The organism is Phaeovulum sp., from assembly GCF_047638075.1.
In the GTDB taxonomy this organism is placed as follows: Bacteria; Pseudomonadota; Alphaproteobacteria; order Rhodobacterales; family Rhodobacteraceae; genus UBA6197.
The window spans coordinates 1-15,762 of record NZ_JBLJBV010000052.1 but is presented as its reverse complement, the minus strand read 5'-3'; the positions used below and the strand labels follow the sequence as shown (position 1 = coordinate 15,762).

Below are 15,762 nucleotides of genomic sequence, written 5' to 3'. Positions count from 1 at the left end.
TGCCTAGCCTTCAAACCTGGCGATACGCGCGGCCAGACGCAGGGCGTGCGTTTCATCCTGGGTCGCGGTGGGCAAGACCGGGTCATAGGCCGCGCGAATCACGCCCGCGACGTCAGGGCGCAATACCGCCACACCCTGCGCCATGGCCAGGGGCGAGGCGTCAGCAAAGGCGGAACCAGCCCAGGACAGGATCATCTGCACCGCCTGATTCAGCGCAAGCGTGGCGGCGGGCACCTCGCTAAGGGCGGTGTCCATACGCACGAACGCAAAACAGGCCTTGATCGCGCCGCCCTCGTCAAAGCGGAAAACGCGGTATTGGTTGGCCCCGCCGTCATCAAGGCGCACGACCATTTCCGCCAACCCGTCGATCATTTGATCAAGGTTTGGCACATCCAGAAGTTCATGCCAGTCCCGAAAAAAGAAGATCATCAGATTGGCGCCAATTTCGGGGTCTGTTTCGGCCATCTTGTGATTGGCAAGCGCAACTATTGCCTCAACCGCGCCTTTGACGGTGGCCAGCGTGGCCGCTTCGACGCCAAAGACCACCGGCACGATGGGCCGCCCCCAACGCGCAAAGAAATAGCTGCCGTCGGCGCGGGTGAACAGGGACTTTATGGCATCAGGGGTCATAGCGGTCATCCTTCGAACAGGTCGGCCTGGCCCGGAGGCCTTGGCGCGGGCAGGCCCAGATGCGACCAGGCGCGCAGCCCCAGCATCCTGCCACGCGGGGTGCGCTGGATCAGGCCTTGCTGCAACAGATAGGGCTCGATCACCTCTTCGATCGCGTCGCGGGCCTCGGAAAGTGCGGCGCAAAGCGTTTCCACCCCCACCGGCCCGCCCATGTAGTGTTCCGCGATCAGCATCAGATAGCGCCTATCGGCCCCATCGAGCCCCAGATGATCGACCCCAAGCCGGGTCAGTGAACTGTCGGCAATGGCCCGCGTCAGCCGGCCGTCACCCTCAACCAGGGCAAAATCGACGACCCGGCGCAAAAGGCGCCCGGCGATACGCGGTGTGCCGCGCGCCCGACGCGCAATTTCACGGGTGCCGCCGGGTTCGGACGGGATACCCAGAAGGCGCGAGCCACGCGTCACGATCAGGTCCAACTCATCCTCGGTGTAAAACTGAAGCCGGGTCGGAATACCGAAACGGTCGCGCAGGGGTGTGGTCAAAAGACCCAGCCGCGTGGTGGCCCCAACAAGGGTAAAGGGTTGCAGCTCAATCCGGACGGTGCGGGCGGCAGGGCCTTCACCGATCACCAGATCCAGTTCAAAATCCTCCATCGCGGGGTAAAGCACCTCTTCGACGGCGGGGTTCAGGCGGTGTATTTCGTCGATGAACAGAACATCGTTCGTTTCGAGGTTGGTCAAAATCGCGGCCAGATCGCCCGCCTTGGCCAGCACTGGCCCCGAGGTCATGCGAAAATTCACCCCCAGTTCGCGCGCGATAATCTGCGCCAATGTGGTTTTGCCAAGCCCGGGGGGGCCGTGAAACAACGTATGGTCCATCGCCTGACCACGCATCTTGGCGCTTTCAATAAAGACGCGCAGATTGGCGCGCGCCTCGGCTTGGCCCACAAACTCCTCAAGCGTCTGCGGGCGCAGGGCGCGGTCAGTATCGTCGGGCAGCCGATCAGGGCGCAAGGCAGGTTCGGGCGTGGTCATCTGGGGTTCCTTCGCGCCCAAGTGTCGGGCGAAAGCGATGTGGATTCAAGGGTGGCATTTATACTGATGGGGGGCGCCAGGGGTGCGAACCCATCACCGGACATCCTGGTTAAATCAGGCGATCAGTTTTTCGGCGCCAAAAGACGCAGCGCGGTGCGGATCAGTTTTGCGGTATCGCTCGCCTCGGGGTTTTGGGTGGCCTCGGCCACGGCGGCTGCCGCATCCGACGGATTATAGCCCAGGTTGGTCAGCGCCGAAAGCGCCTCGGCGGTGAAATTGGCGGCGGGAGGGGCGACCGGGGCTACCGATTTGCGCGGCTTGGGGCCAGGCTCCAGCACCTCGCTGCCGGGCGCCAGATCAACGCTGAGCGCACCACCAAGCGCCATGACCGATGGCGCCTTGTCCTTCAACTCCATCACCACGCGCTGCGCGAGTTTCGGGCCAACCCCCGGCGCGGCCTTGATCGCCGCCCAATCCCCCAGTGCCAGCGCCCGGCCCACACCGTCAGGGCCAAGCGTGCCAAGGATCGCCAGTGAGGCCTTGGCGCCGATACCCTGCACCGAGGTCAGCAGCCGGTGCCATTCCTTTTCCTGCAATGTCGGGAAACCGAAAAGCTGAAGCAGGTCTTCGCGCACCAGAAGATCGGTATATAGTGCGCAAGCCTCGCCCACGGGGGGCAGATTGGCCGCTGTGCGCGACGATACATGAACGATGTAACCCACCCCACGCACATCAATCATCACCTGATCCATGGCGCGGTGCACGATAACCCCGGAAAGCCGCCCGATCATGCCGCGCCCCGCTGCAAGGCGCGCGCCATCCGGCCAGCCGATTGCAGATGATGCGCATGGCAGATCGCCACCGCCAACGCGTCGGCGGCATCCGGCCCGGCCAAGGTAACACCGGGAAGCTGAAACCTGACCATATGCGCAACCTGCCCCTTATCGGCATGGCCCACGCCCACGACCGCCTTTTTAACCGCATTGGGGGCATATTCGCCCACCGCAAGCCCGGCCTGCGCGGGCACCAAAAGGGCAATGCCGCGCGCCTGCCCCAGCTTCAGCGTGGCCACGGCATCCTTGTTGACAAAGGTTTGCTCGACCGCGGCCGCATCGGGGGTGTAGCGCACCAGAACCTCGGTCAACGCGATATGCAGCGACAAAAGGCGCGGGGCCAGATCCTCGCCTTGCGAGTGGATAATGCCGTTGGCGACATGCGTCAGCCGCGAGCCCTCCATGTCGATCAACCCCCAACCAAGGTTGCGCAACCCCGGATCGATTCCCAAAACACGCATCTACGCCCCTCACAATCACTGCTCTGTTGCCTTTTTCACACGGCTAGCACGAAAAGTGAACATCACAAAGCCTGAAGGTGCATCAACACGCAAAGTCAGAAAATTGATCGAACTGGCGGCCTGACGTAACAAAACGATGCCGCAGCGCAGAAAATGGATACTTTCGGGCAATCGGATCACCATTTTCAGCCCGGCGTTTCTACGGCCATCAGAGCCATGCAAATAACGCATATCGGGGCTGTCCGGCCAATGCTTGTTAAATAAATTGGCGCAGCCTATCTCCAGCCCAACAGAAATGACGCCCGTGCAAGAAGCACATTTTCAAGGATGAAGACAATGTCCGTCTACAACACCAACGCCGCCGCCGCCCACTCGGGTTTCTCTGGTTTTGTCAGCTCGCTGATGTCCAGCATTTCGGCTTGGAACGATGCTCGTCAGACCCGGATTGAACTGAGCAAACTGTCGGACCGCGAATTGGACGATATCGGCCTGACGCGCGGTGATATTGATCGCGTTGCCAAACTCTGAAACCCAAACGCTGATCTGCGGGAAACCGCCAAAGGCCGTGCCGATACCCCGGCACGGCCTTTTACTATGACCTTTTCGTTGCGCGACAACGTTCCAGAGGTCAACCGATAAGCGGCTTGATGAAATTTGCGAGATGCACCGTCAGCGGATCGGCGGTCAAAATCCAGGCGCCTATCTGATCTGCGATGGTGCCATTCGATAGCGCAACGACGCGCTCGACATAGGCATCGGGTCCAAGTTGGGCGTAGAGGCCAGACTTGAACAACAGCGCCCCGACCAAAAACAATGCCAACGGACCCAGCCAGACGCTACGGCGCGCTTTCGGGCGGATAGACTCATAATAAGCGCGCCCCAATGTGCCGGCAGCCTCAAAGGCACCACCGGCCTGATGAATCTTATCAATCCGGCTAAGGCGCTGTTCAAAGTCTTTCATGTTGTGGTCAATCATGGCACACATCCATATTCTTGGCTTGGCCTTAAATATAGGCAAAGCCAATATGCACCTGATGACGCCAAGGCGGCAGTTAGCAATAAGATGTATTAATTGATTATCCTGGGGCTATTGGTGCTTTTTCAGAACCAATGTTGTCCAATCCCCATATTCATCGCGCGAAACCAGAACAAAGCCCTCGGTTTCATAGGCCGCAATAACCTCATCCGCCTGCGCGTGCAGAATGCCGGATAGAATCACATGGCCATCGGCGCTGGTATTGTTGCCCATTTCAGGCGCCAATGAAATAAGCGGCCCCTTCAGAATATTGGCAAAAATCAGATCATAGGGCGCGCCGGCCAGCAGTCGCGGGTGATCAAAGCCGGCCGCCTGAACGCAGTCAACCCGCCCCGCCAGATCGTTGGCGACAACGTTTGCGGTGGCGGTCTCGACCGCGACGGGGTCGATATCCGACGCGAGCACCACCTCGGGCCAGATTTTCGCCGCCGCCATCGCCAGAACAGCGGTGCCGCAGCCAATATCCGCCACCCGGTGTGCCCGCAGGCCCGCACGCTGCAACCGGTCAAACGCGGTCAGACAGCCCAGTGTCGTGCCGTGGTGACCGGTGCCAAAGGCCATCGCCGCCTCGATCAACAGGGGGATGCTATCGGCGGGCACTGCATCGGCATCATGGCTGCCGTAAACAAAAAAGCGCCCCGCCACCACGGGTGACAGTTCACGTTTGACGTGGGCGACCCAATCTGTATCCGGTAATTCCGATACCACAAAGGGGGCCGCGCCATGCGCCATCGACAGTAGCGCAAGCGCCGTCTCATCAGGCGCATCATTGAAATAGCTGCCGACTTCCCAGCGTTCGGAACCATCCTCAATCTCGAATACACCAACGCCGTAGGGCTGGGGGTCAAGTTCTTCGAGGTATTCGGCCAGTGCCTCGGCCTGATCGCGGTCAGGAAGGGTGGTAAAGGCGGTGAAGGTGGTCATCTGGGCAGCTTTCCTGAGGGTTGGGGGCTGGTAGGCGCTTTGATGGGGGCGCGTCAAGGCAAGCGTTCGTATTGCACCCAGAGCCGGGGGTTTCACACCTCCGGACCCCCGTGGGATAGTCGGGCCAGATAGACGGCAAAGGCGGCACAAGGTCGTAATGCCGCAACCACCAGCAGGGTGCGGTTCAGACGGGCACGCCGATTGGGCAACTGACCCCGGTGCCGCCGATGCCGCAATAGCCTTGCGGGTTCTTGGCCAGGTATTGCTGGTGGTAATCCTCGGCAAAGTAAAATGGCGGCGCCGATTGGATTTCAGTGGTGATGGGGCCATAGCCAGCCGCAGATAGACGGGTGGCGTAACGGACATGGCTGGCAAGTGCGGCCTCTTTCTGGTCGTCCGTGAACGTGTAAATGCCCGAACGGTATTGCGTGCCCCGATCACCGCCTTGGCGCATGCCTTGGGTAGGATCGTGGTTTTCCCAAAAGACCTTAAGCAGCGCTTCATAGCTGATCCGGGTTGGATCATAGATCACCCGCACCACCTCATTATGGCCGGTTTGCCCTGTGCAAACCTCTTGATAGGTCGGGTTCGGGGTCAGACCGCCCGCATAGCCGGCCATCGTCAGCCAGACACCGGGAAGCGCCCAGAATTTGCGCTCGACCCCCCAAAAACACCCCATGCCAAACATTGCCTGCGCCATCCCCGGCGGCACGGGGCCATCAATCGGCCGGCCAAAGATGAAATGCGGCTCGGTTACGGGCATGGGTGTGGGACGGCCCGGCAGGGCCTCGGCTTGGGTTGGCAGATGGGTTGATCTGGACATGATGTGCTCCGTTTAGAGACCACAGATAGGGGCGGTAGAGGTGTTTTTCCAGTCAACGCGGATCCAGGCAGAAAATATCCACCAGGGGGCCACTTCTTAGCGCGATGCCACCGCCGCGCGCCCTTTGTGGCACGGCATCAAAGAAAGCTCTGCGGGTCAATATCAATCGCCACGCGCAGTTTTGCGGGCGGTTTCAGCTGCGCCACCCATTCGGCCAAAGCCGCCTGAAGCGGTGCGGCCTTGTCCGCCTTCACCAGCATCCGGACCCGGTGCCGCCCCCGCACCCGTGCAATCGGCGCCGGTGCGGGACCGTAAAGCACCGCCCCGATCCGGCGCAGCGGCCCGTCGCGCCGCGCCAGCGCACCGCCGAAATCAAACAGCGGCTGCAGATCAGGCCCCGACAGGATGATCCCCGCCATCCGGCCATAGGGCGGCACGCCCTGCGCCCGCCGCTCTTCGGCCTCGGCGCGCCAGAATGCTTCTTCATCACCGCCCAGGATAGCCCGGATTACCGGATGGTCGGGCTGATGCGTCTGCAACAGCGCAAGCCCCTTCTTTTCAGCCCGCCCCGCCCGCCCCGCCACCTGCCGCATCAACTGAAAGGTGCGCTCCGCCGCCCGTAGATCCGACCCTTGCAGCCCCAGATCAGCGTCAATCACCCCGACCAGCGTCAACTGCGGAAAGTTATGCCCCTTGGCCACGATCTGCGTGCCGATGATGATATCGGCACCACCCGCCGCAATGCTGCCGATCGCCTCTTTCAACGCGCGGGCAGAGCCGAACAGATCGGATGACAACACCGAAAGCCGCGCATCGGGAAACCGCGCGGCCACCTCTTCGGCCAACCGCTCGACACCGGGGCCGACCGGGGCCAACCGCCCCTCAACCTGACACGAGGGGCAAGCGGTGGGCATCGGCTTTGTGTCACCACATTGGTGGCAAACAAGACGTTTGAGAAACCGATGCTCGACCATTCGCGCATCGCAGTGGTCACAGCCGATCTGATGACCGCAGGCCCGGCAGACCGTCACCGGCGCATAGCCGCGCCGGTTCAAGAACAGCATCGCCTGTTCACCACGGCCAATTCGCGCAGCCACTTCGCCCGCGAGCGTGGGCGAAATCCACCGGCCAGCCTCTTGCGCCTCGGTGCGCAGGTCTATCGCGCGCATCTCGGGCAGTTCGGCCACCCCAAACCGCGCGGCCAGATCAAGCCGCGTGTATTTTCCGCTATCGGCATTGACCCAGGTTTCCAGACTGGGCGTAGCCGAGGCCAGCACCACCGAGGCCGAACAGAGCGACGCCCGCAACACCGCCATATCGCGCGCATTGTAAAGCACACCCTCTTCTTGCTTGTAGGAGGTGTCGTGTTCCTCATCGACCACGATCAGCCCAAGGTCACGGAACGGCAAGAACAGCGCCGACCGCGCCCCCACCACAAGCCCCACACCGCCCTCGCCCGCCATGCGCCACAATCGCCGCCGCTCGGTCTGGGTCACGCCGGAATGCCATTCACCGGGGCGCGCGCCAAACCGCGCCTCGACCCGGTCCAGAAACTCGGCCGTCAGGGCAATTTCGGGTAGCAACACCAGCGCCTGCCGTCCCCGCGCCAGACATTCGGCCACCGCCTCAAGGTAAACCTCGGTCTTGCCGGACCCCGTCACCCCTTTCAGCAAGGTCGTGCCATAGGCGCCCTTGCGCACCGCCGCGCGCAAATGCGCCGCTGCCGCCGCCTGATCGGGCGCCAACGCCTTGCCCGGCAGATCAGGGTCAAGCCGCGCAAAAGGCAAATCTCGCGGGGTGTCGACCTCAATCACGGCGCCCGATTTGACCATCCCCTTGATGACTTGGGTCGTGCAACCAGCCATCGCCGCCAGCTCGGCCAGCACGAACCCCGGACCACCGTGGTCGCGCATCACCTCCAGCACCCGCGCGCGCGCCTCGGTCATCCGGTCTGGCGCGCCTTGCCCCAAACGGTAGATCTTGCGCAGGCCCGGTGTATCGCCCAGACCCGGTGCACGGGTTGCCAGGCGCAGCATCGCGGGCATCGGCGTCAGGGTATAATCGCCCGCGCGCAGAAGGAACTGACGCAACTCATCGCGCATCGGTGCGGCGTCCAGCACCCGGCTCACCCCCCTCACCCGCGCCAGATCATACCCCCCCTCGCCCGGCCCCCAGACCACGCCTAGAACCTTGCGCGGACCCAAGGGCACCTCGACAAAGGCGCCCATAAAGCACCCCCCCTCGGGCGCGCGGTAATCCAGCGGCCGCCCGATCGGTTCGGCTGTCAATACGGCAACCAGCGCACCTTCCTGAAAATGGCCCGTCTCAGCCATGACGCGCTCCCCTCGCAGATCTGCATTTGGCGGGGATACTTGAATGCAAAAAGAATGCGGCAATTCTCGCTGGCAGAAATATCCCCGGGGGGGCGCCGAAGGCGGGGGGGCAGGCAGCCCCCCTTTCCCGATGGCAATCTGTGCACCCGTCGGTCAGGGGTTCCGGCAACCGCCGCTTTGCGCTATCACGCGGCCAAACACCCTTCAGGAGTCTTCCGATGAAATTTTTCGTTGATACCGCAGATGTCGCCGCGATCCGCGAGCTGAACGACCTTGGCATGGTGGACGGCGTCACCACCAACCCGTCACTGATCCTCAAATCAGGGCGCGACATTGTCGAAGTCACGAAAGAGATCTGCGACATGGTCTCTGGTCCCGTTTCCGCCGAAGTGGTGGCCACCGAGGCCAAGGCAATGATCACCGAAGGTTTGAAACTGGCCAAGATCGCCTCCAATATTGCGATCAAGGTGCCGCTGACCTGGGACGGGCTGACCGCCTGCAAGGCTTTCGCATCCGAAGGCCATATGGTCAACGTCACGCTCTGCTTTTCGGCTGCACAGGCGATTTTGGCGGCCAAAGCCGGGGCCGCATTCATTTCGCCCTTCATCGGGCGCTTGGACGATATCAACATGGATGGCGTGCAACTTATCGAAGATATCCGCCTGATCTATGACAATTACGACTTTGACACCGAAATCCTTGCCGCCTCGATCCGTTCGGTCAATCACATCACCGATGTGGCGCGGATCGGCGCCGATGTGATCACCGCGCCCCCTTCGGTCATCAAGGCCATGGTCAACCACCCCCTGACAGACAAGGGGCTTGAGCAGTTTTTGAAAGACTGGGCGCAAACCGGTCAAAGCATCTGATACCCTTGGGCGGCTGGCACATTTGCATAGCCGCCCAAACTTTTCGGATACCAACCAAAAAATGCCTGATTTGTCGTTCAACATGTGTATGGTAACCAAAAATGAACCCTGAAACGAGCGTGGCAGGCATGGCAGACACCGCAATCGCGGCGCAATTGCGCGACAAGATCATTTCCACCCCTGAGATGATTCTTGAGGATCGCGACCTGATGCGCGCATTGATCGCCGCGAATGAACGGGCGATGGGCACCAATATCGTCGATCTGCGCGGCGTGGCGATGGAACGGCTTGAGGCGCGTCTGGATCGGCTGGAAGACACGCACCGCTCGGTGATTGCCGCCGCCTATGAAAACCTGGCCGGGACCAATCAGATCCACCGCGCCGTGCTGAAAATGCTTGATCCGGTCGAGTTTGAGGAATTTCTGAAGAACCTCGGCACGACGGTTTCCGACATCTTGCGCGTTGATACCGTGCGATTGGTTCTGGAAAGCGCGCACAACGAAAATGACCCGGCGTTGCGCCGGCTAAGCGACGTGCTGTGCGTGGCCGAACCGGGGTTTATCCTGGACTATATGCGCGCAGGGCGCACAGGCCAGCCGCGCCCTGTGGTGCTACGCCAGACACAACCACATTCCAACGTAATTTACGGCAATACCGCGGACTGGATCCGTTCCGAGGCGCTGATGCGGCTGGATTTCGGCGTGGGGCGGTTACCGGGTATGCTGGTCATGGGCGCCGAGGATCCGAACCAGTTCAAAGCCTCGCAGGGCACCGATCTGCTGGCGTTTTTCGCGGGTGTGTTTGAACGCGCCATGCGGCGCTGGCTATCGTGACGGGGCGGGGGTGATGGCGTTGGGGTTTTCCCCTGCCGCCGGTGACGCGCTGGCAAACTGGCTGGACCACCTACGCGCGCTGGATGGCGCAGCCCCCCACACACTGACCGCCTACCGCGCCGATGTTGCCGCTTTTCTTGGGTTTTTATGCCTTCACCATGGCGAAGGGCTGGGCCTTGGCCGCTTGGCTGCGGTTACCCAGGCCGATATGCGCGCCTTTCTGGCCGCCGAAAGGGGGCGGGGCTTGGGGGCGCGGTCACTGGCGCGCCGGCTTTCCTCGATCAAATCCTTCATCCGTTGGCTGGCTGACCGTCAGAATTTTGACGCAACCCATGTGCTGGCTGCGAAAGCGCCGAAATTCACCCGCAAACTGCCCCGCCCGCTAAGCGAAGAGGCCGCCCGCGCGGTCATCTCTGAGGTGGATACGCAAGCGGTGTTGCCCTGGGTCGCGGCCCGCGATGCGGCGGTGGTGACGCTGCTATACGGTTGCGGCCTGCGCATATCCGAGGCGTTGGGCCTGACCGGTGCCGATGTGCCCCTGCCGGAAGTGCTGCGTATCATCGGCAAGGGTGGCAAGGAACGGCTGGTTCCCGTTCTGCCCGCCGCCCGCGATGCCGTGGCCGCGTATCTGCGCCTCAGCCCGCACCCGATGGCCGCCGATGCCCCCCTGTTTCGCGGGGCCCGGGGCGGGCCACTGAACCCGCGCCTGATTACCCGCGCAATGGAACAGGCCAGGATGCGCCTTGGCCTGCCCGCTACTGCCACCCCGCACGCGCTGCGTCACAGCTTTGCCACGCATCTGCTGGCCGCCGGGGGCGATTTGCGCGCAATTCAGGAACTATTGGGCCACGCCAGTCTTGCAACCACCCAGATTTATACCTCTGTCGACAGTACCCGGTTGATGGAAATCTACGAAAATGCCCATCCGCGCGCCTGAACGGTTGCAGGTGCAAATGATTTCCGCCAAAAACCCGCCATGACAAATTCGCTCAAAGCCCTGTCCGTACATCTGCTGACCGCCACCGGGGCGGTTCTGTCAATGTTGGCGATGCTGGCCGCCGTCGAGGAAAAATGGAGCCTGATGTTCCTGTGGCTGGTGGTAGCACTGGTGGTGGACGGCATAGATGGCCCATTGGCGCGGCGCTACAATGTAAAGAAGAACTGGCCCACTTATGACGGTGTGATGCTGGATATGATCATCGACTATTTGACCTATGTCTTCATCCCGGCCTTTGCGCTGTTTGAATCGGGGCTGTTGCCGGGATGGACAGGATGGATCGCGATCATCGTCATCACCTACGGTTCCGTCATCTACTTTGTCGACACACGAATGAAGACTAAGGATAATTCCTTTGCGGGCTTCCCTGCGTGCTGGAACATGGTGGTGCTGGTCCTGTTCGCGATCGAGCCGAATTTCTGGCTGATGCTGGGTATAGTGGTAGCGCTGGCTGCCACGATGTTCACCAACCTCAAATTCATCCACCCGGTCCGAACCGAACGCTGGCGCACGGTATCGTTGCCGATTGCGTTGGCCTGGACAAGCTTTGCGGGCTGGGCGGCCTGGGTTGATTTTCACCCCGAAAGCTGGGCGCATTGGGGGCTGGTGGTTACCTCGCTTTACCTGCTGTTGGCCGGTATCGCACAGCAAATCCTGCCCGCCCGCACACCTAATGCCAGCTTGTCATGATCTTCGCGCAAATGGCGGGGCGATGGTGGCGGGGGTATTTTCTTGAAAGAGGCTGGCCAACATGTGGCCAGCCAAAGCATTTTTTGCAGCACGTTCGGGACTTCGTGGCGCCCTGTCGCTTTTCATAAGCTCAACTGCCGAAATCAGGCAGCTCGCGACACCAAAACGTTATCCACAGCCTTTGCGGCACCGGCCTCGTCTGTGCCCGAGACGGCTGCCACCTCGCGGGTCAACCGTTCCAGTGCGGCCTCATACAACTGACGCTCGGAATAGGATTGTTCACGCTGATCATCGCTGCGATGCAGATCGCGCACGACTTCGGCAATTGCCATCAGATCGCCGGAATTGATTTTCTGCTCATATTCCTGCGCACGGCGTGACCACATGGCCCGCTTGACCTTGGCCTTACCCTTCAAGGTTTCCAAAGCCCGGGAAACCACATCCGGCGACGAAAGTGAGCGCATGCCAATCTCAGTCGCCTTATGGGTCGGAACCCGCAGGGTCATCTTGTCTTTTTCGAATGAAATGACAAACAACTCCAGGCGCAAGCCAGCAATTTCCTGCTCTTCGATCGAGATGATCTTGCCGACGCCATGTGCGGGATAGACGACAAACTCGTTAGGATGAAAGTCGGTTTTCTTCTTGGTCATAAAGCCACTTCCTTGCCGGCGACCTGGCATCGCCATTTATATTCCACAACCGACGCTCCAAAAGCCTGTGCTTTCAGAGCGATCATTGTTCATTTACGGGAACTCTCCGCAAGCGCGCAGTCTTGCCGGGCGACAGATCCACAATCCTTGTGGCGGAACCATAACACAAAAAACGCCCATTTCAAAGCACAGTGCTGCGATGCAGCACATCCCCCCTTACACATCAAAGGGTTAAAGACGTTTCAGGGCCGGTCATCGTGTCAAAATCGGTACAAAAACCGAATCAGTCACCCTTGCCGGGGGTAGGGTCGAAATATTTTTCCAACTTGTCTTTTTCGCCATCGCGCTCTTCCGCCTCAGGAAGCGGATCTTTCTTTTGGGTGATGACGGGCCACAGATCGGCATACTTCCGGTTGAATTCCACCCAAGGGTCCATATTCGGCTCAGTATCCGGACGAATGGCATCCGCAGGGCATTCAGGTTCACAAACGCCGCAGTCTATGCATTCATCGGGATGAATGACGAGCGTATTTTCCCCTTCGTAAAAGCAGTCCACCGGACACACTTCAACACAGTCGGTGTATTTGCAGGCGATGCAGTTATCGGTGACGACGTAGGTCATGGGTCCACCAGAATTTCTTCGTGTTTCGACGTTACCTAGCCTTGGCAGGCGGATCAATCAAGATCAGGCGCAGCGGAAAGGCCGGGTTGCGGCGATCTGACTTTCGCTCAGAACGGCCGTTTGGTAGTTTGGGGCTTATCAGGAACATGATCCTGTGGCGATGCCAAATCCTTGTAAAGCGCCGACGCTTCGGCCGCAGGCCCGCGCCGCGCGCCGCAGGCCAAAAGGCACAAACTGCGCGGCTGGCCCGCCCAACTAAATGCCAAGACATCGCCCGGGCCTATCGCGCGGCCCGGTTTGGTGGTTTTCTGACCGTTGACACGGATCTTGCCTTTGGACACCACCTCGGCGGCCAGTACGCGCGTCTTGTAAAGCCGCGCGTACCATAGCCACTTATCGATTCGAATCCGGCCCGGCTGTGCCGTTTCGGTCATTTCTTGTCGCGCAAGGCCGCCAGAATCGCAAAAGGACTGTCGGGGTCGAAACGTTCTTTCCGGGGGGGATGCGACCCAAAGCTGCGGGGGCTGTCATCGCGCTTGCCAGCAAATTTGCCGGGTTTGCCGCCAGGCTTTCCGCCGGGTTTGCCCTCACGCCGTTCGTGCGGTTTTCCAGGGCGACGGTCGCCCTGGGGTTTACCCTCACCTTCTGCGGTGCGGTCGCGCTTTGGGCGCTCGCCACGCGGCGGGGCCGCATCATGTGAGCGCACGTCGCGCGCCGCGCGTGGGGCGCGTTCAGGGCGGGGGCCCCTTGGGCGCGGCGCCCAGGTAAAGATCACGAACGTCTCCATTTCAGGGCCGGTATCGGCCACCGCAGTGGCCTCGGCTTCGGCCTCGGCCAGAGGCGAGGTTTCCTCGGGGATCGGGTTGGAGCTTTCAACCGCGGGCGTCGGTGCGGGCGCAGGCTCGACTGGTGCCTTGACCTTTTCACGTTCGCCACGCTCGCCTTTGTAGCCCAGACCCGCCATCAGGTCGGTAAACTGGTCCAGCGTCATTCCGGTGATCGACAGCATATCCGGCGTTGCCTCAAACCCGGCTTTACTGTCTTGACTGCGCAGCATATCGGCCAGACGTTCGAGCATATCAATACGGATCGCGCGGGCGCCAGCAGGATGAAAGCCGGCCAGCGTATAATGAACCCTCGGCACATCAGGCAGGTTCGGAATCGTCACCAGACCCGGCGGCGGGCTTTCGGGAAACTCTGCCAGATCCTGCGCCAACGACCACAGCACCAGCCGCAAGCGCGTTGGCGCGGGTTTCAGCAATACCTGCTGAAAGATCGTGTATTGCCCAAAACGCACGCCATGTTTGCGCAGCGCGCCACGGGCGTCCTGATCCAGTTCCTTGACCTCGCCGGCCACACCGTCGCGCGGCAAAACGCCCAAAGCCTCGACCAGACGGAAGGCAAAGCCCCGCGCCAGCCCCGTCAGCGCCTCATCGCGCGACATCGCCAAAAGCGGGTCGAACAGCGCGGCAACCTTGCGGTCGATAAAATGCTGCAAGCGCCGACGAACCTTTTCGGCCACCTCAAAACCCGCATCTTCATCAACGAATGCCTCAACACCGGGGCGCAGCGCATCGGCGCCTTTCACCAGCTTGCCTACCGCCTGGGTGCCCCACATCAGCCCCCCCTGTTCGGTAAAGTCCATCTCGGTGTCGGGCGCGTTATAAAAGCGGTCCGCACGCAAGTGGAATTCTGGGCGCAGCGCCTCATAGGCAGCCCGTGCCAGCATTTTCGCCTCATCGGGCGATGAAGTGCCGTCCTGCCGGAAGCGGAACCCCTCAAGACGGCCGGCGAATTCGCCTTCAACCGTCACTTCGCCCTTGTCGTTCACCTCGGCCACAAGGCTCTCCTTCTGTTTGAGCCGCCGCAGCAGTACGCTGGTGCGCCGGTCCACAAATCGTTGGGTCAGCGCGCCGTGCAGCGCATCTGACAGACGGTCTTCTACAGCGCGCGTTTCATTCCGCCAATGGGATTCATCATGCACCCATCCTTTGCGCTGTGATACATAAGTCCATGTGCGGATAAACGCCAAGCGTTTTGATAACGCATCAATGTCACCAACCGGTTTGTCGATACGCGCAATCTGTGCCGCCAGCCAATCCGAAGGCACATGACCGGGGTCTTGCAGAAACTCGAATATCCGCGCCAGAAGGGTTGTATGTTCAACCCCCGAGATTGATCGAAAATCCGGTATCCGGCAAACATCCCACAGCAGGCGCACGTCTGACGGGTGGGTCAGGCGGTTCTGAACCTCGGGGGCGTCGGCCAGGGATTTGAGCGCCAAAAGGTCGTCGGCATCCCGCGCGCGGGTCAGCCATTCATCGGTCGGGCTGACCTCAAGCGATTGGATCAGCCGCGCGACGGTGCCAAATTCAAGCCGCCCGCTACGCCACTGCAACCGCTGGATCGGGGCGAAACGGTGGTTTTCGACCGCATCCACCACCTCGGGCGGAAGCGGGCTTGCCTCGCCGGTAACGCCAAAGGTGCCGTCGCGCATGTACCGCCCGGCGCGCCCGGCGATCTGGCCTATCTCATGCGGGAACAGATTGCGCATCCGGCGACCGTCAAACTTTGACGTGGCTGAAAAGGCGACATGGTTGATATCAAGGTTGAGGCCCATGCCGATGGCGTCTGTCGCCACTAGATAGTCCACATCGCCATTTTGATAAAGCGCCACCTGCGCGTTGCGGGTCCGGGGGCTAAGCGCGCCCATCACCACCGCGCAACCGCCTTTCTGACGGCGCAGCAGCTCGGCCACGGCATAGACATTATCAACCGAAAACCCGACAATCGCGCTGCGGGCGGGCATCCGGCTTGTCTTTTTCGAACCTGCCCACGTTAATTTCGACAATCGGTCGCGGCGGGTGAACTGAACCTTCGGCACCAGCGCGGCAATCGCCCCCCGCATCGTATCCGCCCCTAGAAACAGGGTTTCAAGCAGGCCGCGGGCATTCAAAAGCCGGTCGGTAAAAATGTGGCCGCGTTCCGGATCGGCGCATAGCTGAATTTCGTCGATGGCAACGAAAT

At 61.0% G+C, this 15,762-nt stretch carries 18 protein-coding genes; 5 read left to right on the top strand and 13 right to left on the bottom strand.

Annotated features, from left to right (window positions below; translation table 11 throughout):
* Positions 1-3 precede the first annotated feature (3 nt).
* The 5 genes from ACM62R_RS07825 to ACM62R_RS07805 form a co-directional block, all read right to left on the bottom strand.
* The gene (locus tag ACM62R_RS07825; RefSeq protein WP_415183501.1) at positions 4-630 is read right to left on the bottom strand and encodes a hypothetical protein; all 627 of its coding nucleotides are present in this window, start codon (positions 628-630) and stop codon (positions 4-6) included.
* A 5-nt stretch (positions 631-635) separates the two neighbouring features.
* Positions 636-1,664 carry a Holliday junction branch migration DNA helicase RuvB gene (gene ruvB / locus ACM62R_RS07820; RefSeq protein WP_415183500.1) on the bottom strand — a complete coding sequence of 343 codons (1,029 nt, stop codon included), beginning with the start codon at positions 1,662-1,664 and terminating at the stop codon, positions 636-638.
* Positions 1,665-1,786: 122 nt separating this feature from the next.
* On the bottom strand, positions 1,787-2,455 hold the full coding sequence (gene ruvA, locus ACM62R_RS07815) for a Holliday junction branch migration protein RuvA (RefSeq protein ID WP_415183499.1): 669 nt from the start codon (positions 2,453-2,455) through the stop codon (positions 1,787-1,789).
* On the bottom strand, positions 2,452-2,958 hold the full coding sequence (ruvC, locus tag ACM62R_RS07810) for a crossover junction endodeoxyribonuclease RuvC (protein ID WP_415183498.1): 507 nt from the start codon (positions 2,956-2,958) through the stop codon (positions 2,452-2,454). Before ruvC ends, ruvA begins: the two co-directional genes overlap by 4 nt.
* Before the next feature lie 15 nt (positions 2,959-2,973).
* Positions 2,974-3,189: a hypothetical protein gene (locus ACM62R_RS07805; protein ID WP_415183497.1), complete on the bottom strand. Its 216-nt coding sequence runs from the start codon at positions 3,187-3,189 to the stop codon at positions 2,974-2,976.
* A gap of 105 nt (positions 3,190-3,294) precedes the next feature.
* Between ACM62R_RS07805 and ACM62R_RS07800 the strand changes: the two genes are divergently transcribed.
* A complete protein-coding gene (locus ACM62R_RS07800) occupies positions 3,295-3,486 on the top strand; it encodes a DUF1127 domain-containing protein (RefSeq protein ID WP_415183496.1) in 192 nt (63 codons plus the stop codon).
* Between the two features lie 100 nt (positions 3,487-3,586).
* Here the strand turns inward: ACM62R_RS07800 and ACM62R_RS07795 are convergent, their stop codons facing one another.
* The 4 genes from ACM62R_RS07795 to ACM62R_RS07780 form a co-directional block, all read right to left on the bottom strand.
* Positions 3,587-3,934, bottom strand: a complete 348-nt coding sequence (locus ACM62R_RS07795; protein ID WP_415183495.1) for a hypothetical protein — start codon at positions 3,932-3,934, stop codon at positions 3,587-3,589.
* A gap of 111 nt (positions 3,935-4,045) precedes the next feature.
* On the bottom strand, positions 4,046-4,918 hold the full coding sequence (locus tag ACM62R_RS07790) for a 50S ribosomal protein L11 methyltransferase (protein WP_415183494.1): 873 nt from the start codon (positions 4,916-4,918) through the stop codon (positions 4,046-4,048).
* A gap of 184 nt (positions 4,919-5,102) precedes the next feature.
* Positions 5,103-5,741: a peptide-methionine (S)-S-oxide reductase MsrA gene (gene msrA, locus ACM62R_RS07785; RefSeq protein ID WP_415183493.1), complete on the bottom strand. Its 639-nt coding sequence runs from the start codon at positions 5,739-5,741 to the stop codon at positions 5,103-5,105.
* A gap of 137 nt (positions 5,742-5,878) precedes the next feature.
* Entirely contained in the window at positions 5,879-8,074 is a 2,196-nt protein-coding gene (locus ACM62R_RS07780) for a primosomal protein N' (RefSeq protein WP_415183492.1), read from the bottom strand.
* A gap of 218 nt (positions 8,075-8,292) precedes the next feature.
* Between ACM62R_RS07780 and fsa the strand changes: the two genes are divergently transcribed.
* The 4 genes from fsa to ACM62R_RS07760 all read left to right on the top strand — a co-directional run bounded on the left by fsa (position 8,293) and on the right by ACM62R_RS07760 (position 11,463).
* Positions 8,293-8,943 (top strand): fructose-6-phosphate aldolase, encoded by a 651-nt coding sequence (fsa, locus tag ACM62R_RS07775; protein WP_415183491.1) that lies wholly within the window; start codon positions 8,293-8,295, stop codon positions 8,941-8,943.
* A 101-nt stretch (positions 8,944-9,044) separates the two neighbouring features.
* Positions 9,045-9,776, top strand: coding sequence for a DUF484 family protein (locus ACM62R_RS07770; protein WP_415183490.1), 732 nt, complete (start codon positions 9,045-9,047; stop codon positions 9,774-9,776).
* Between the two features lie 13 nt (positions 9,777-9,789).
* The gene (locus ACM62R_RS07765; protein ID WP_415183489.1) at positions 9,790-10,713 is read left to right on the top strand and encodes a tyrosine recombinase XerC; all 924 of its coding nucleotides are present in this window, start codon (positions 9,790-9,792) and stop codon (positions 10,711-10,713) included.
* A gap of 39 nt (positions 10,714-10,752) precedes the next feature.
* A complete protein-coding gene (locus ACM62R_RS07760) occupies positions 10,753-11,463 on the top strand; it encodes a CDP-alcohol phosphatidyltransferase family protein (RefSeq protein WP_415183488.1) in 711 nt (236 codons plus the stop codon).
* A 143-nt stretch (positions 11,464-11,606) separates the two neighbouring features.
* Here ACM62R_RS07760 and ACM62R_RS07755 read toward each other — a convergent pair whose 3' ends face one another.
* From ACM62R_RS07755 to ACM62R_RS07740, 4 genes are all read right to left on the bottom strand, one after another.
* Positions 11,607-12,113 carry a CarD family transcriptional regulator gene (locus ACM62R_RS07755; RefSeq protein ID WP_415183487.1) on the bottom strand — a complete coding sequence of 169 codons (507 nt, stop codon included), beginning with the start codon at positions 12,111-12,113 and terminating at the stop codon, positions 11,607-11,609.
* A 283-nt stretch (positions 12,114-12,396) separates the two neighbouring features.
* The gene (gene fdxA / locus ACM62R_RS07750) at positions 12,397-12,735 is read right to left on the bottom strand and encodes a ferredoxin FdxA (protein WP_415183486.1); all 339 of its coding nucleotides are present in this window, start codon (positions 12,733-12,735) and stop codon (positions 12,397-12,399) included.
* Between the two features lie 107 nt (positions 12,736-12,842).
* Positions 12,843-13,169 (bottom strand): RNA-binding S4 domain-containing protein, encoded by a 327-nt coding sequence (locus tag ACM62R_RS07745; RefSeq protein WP_415183485.1) that lies wholly within the window; start codon positions 13,167-13,169, stop codon positions 12,843-12,845.
* Positions 13,166-15,762 (bottom strand): helicase-related protein (locus ACM62R_RS07740; protein ID WP_415183484.1); only part of this gene is annotated, 2,597 nt, incomplete at its 5' end. The genes ACM62R_RS07745 and ACM62R_RS07740, both read right to left, overlap by 4 nt.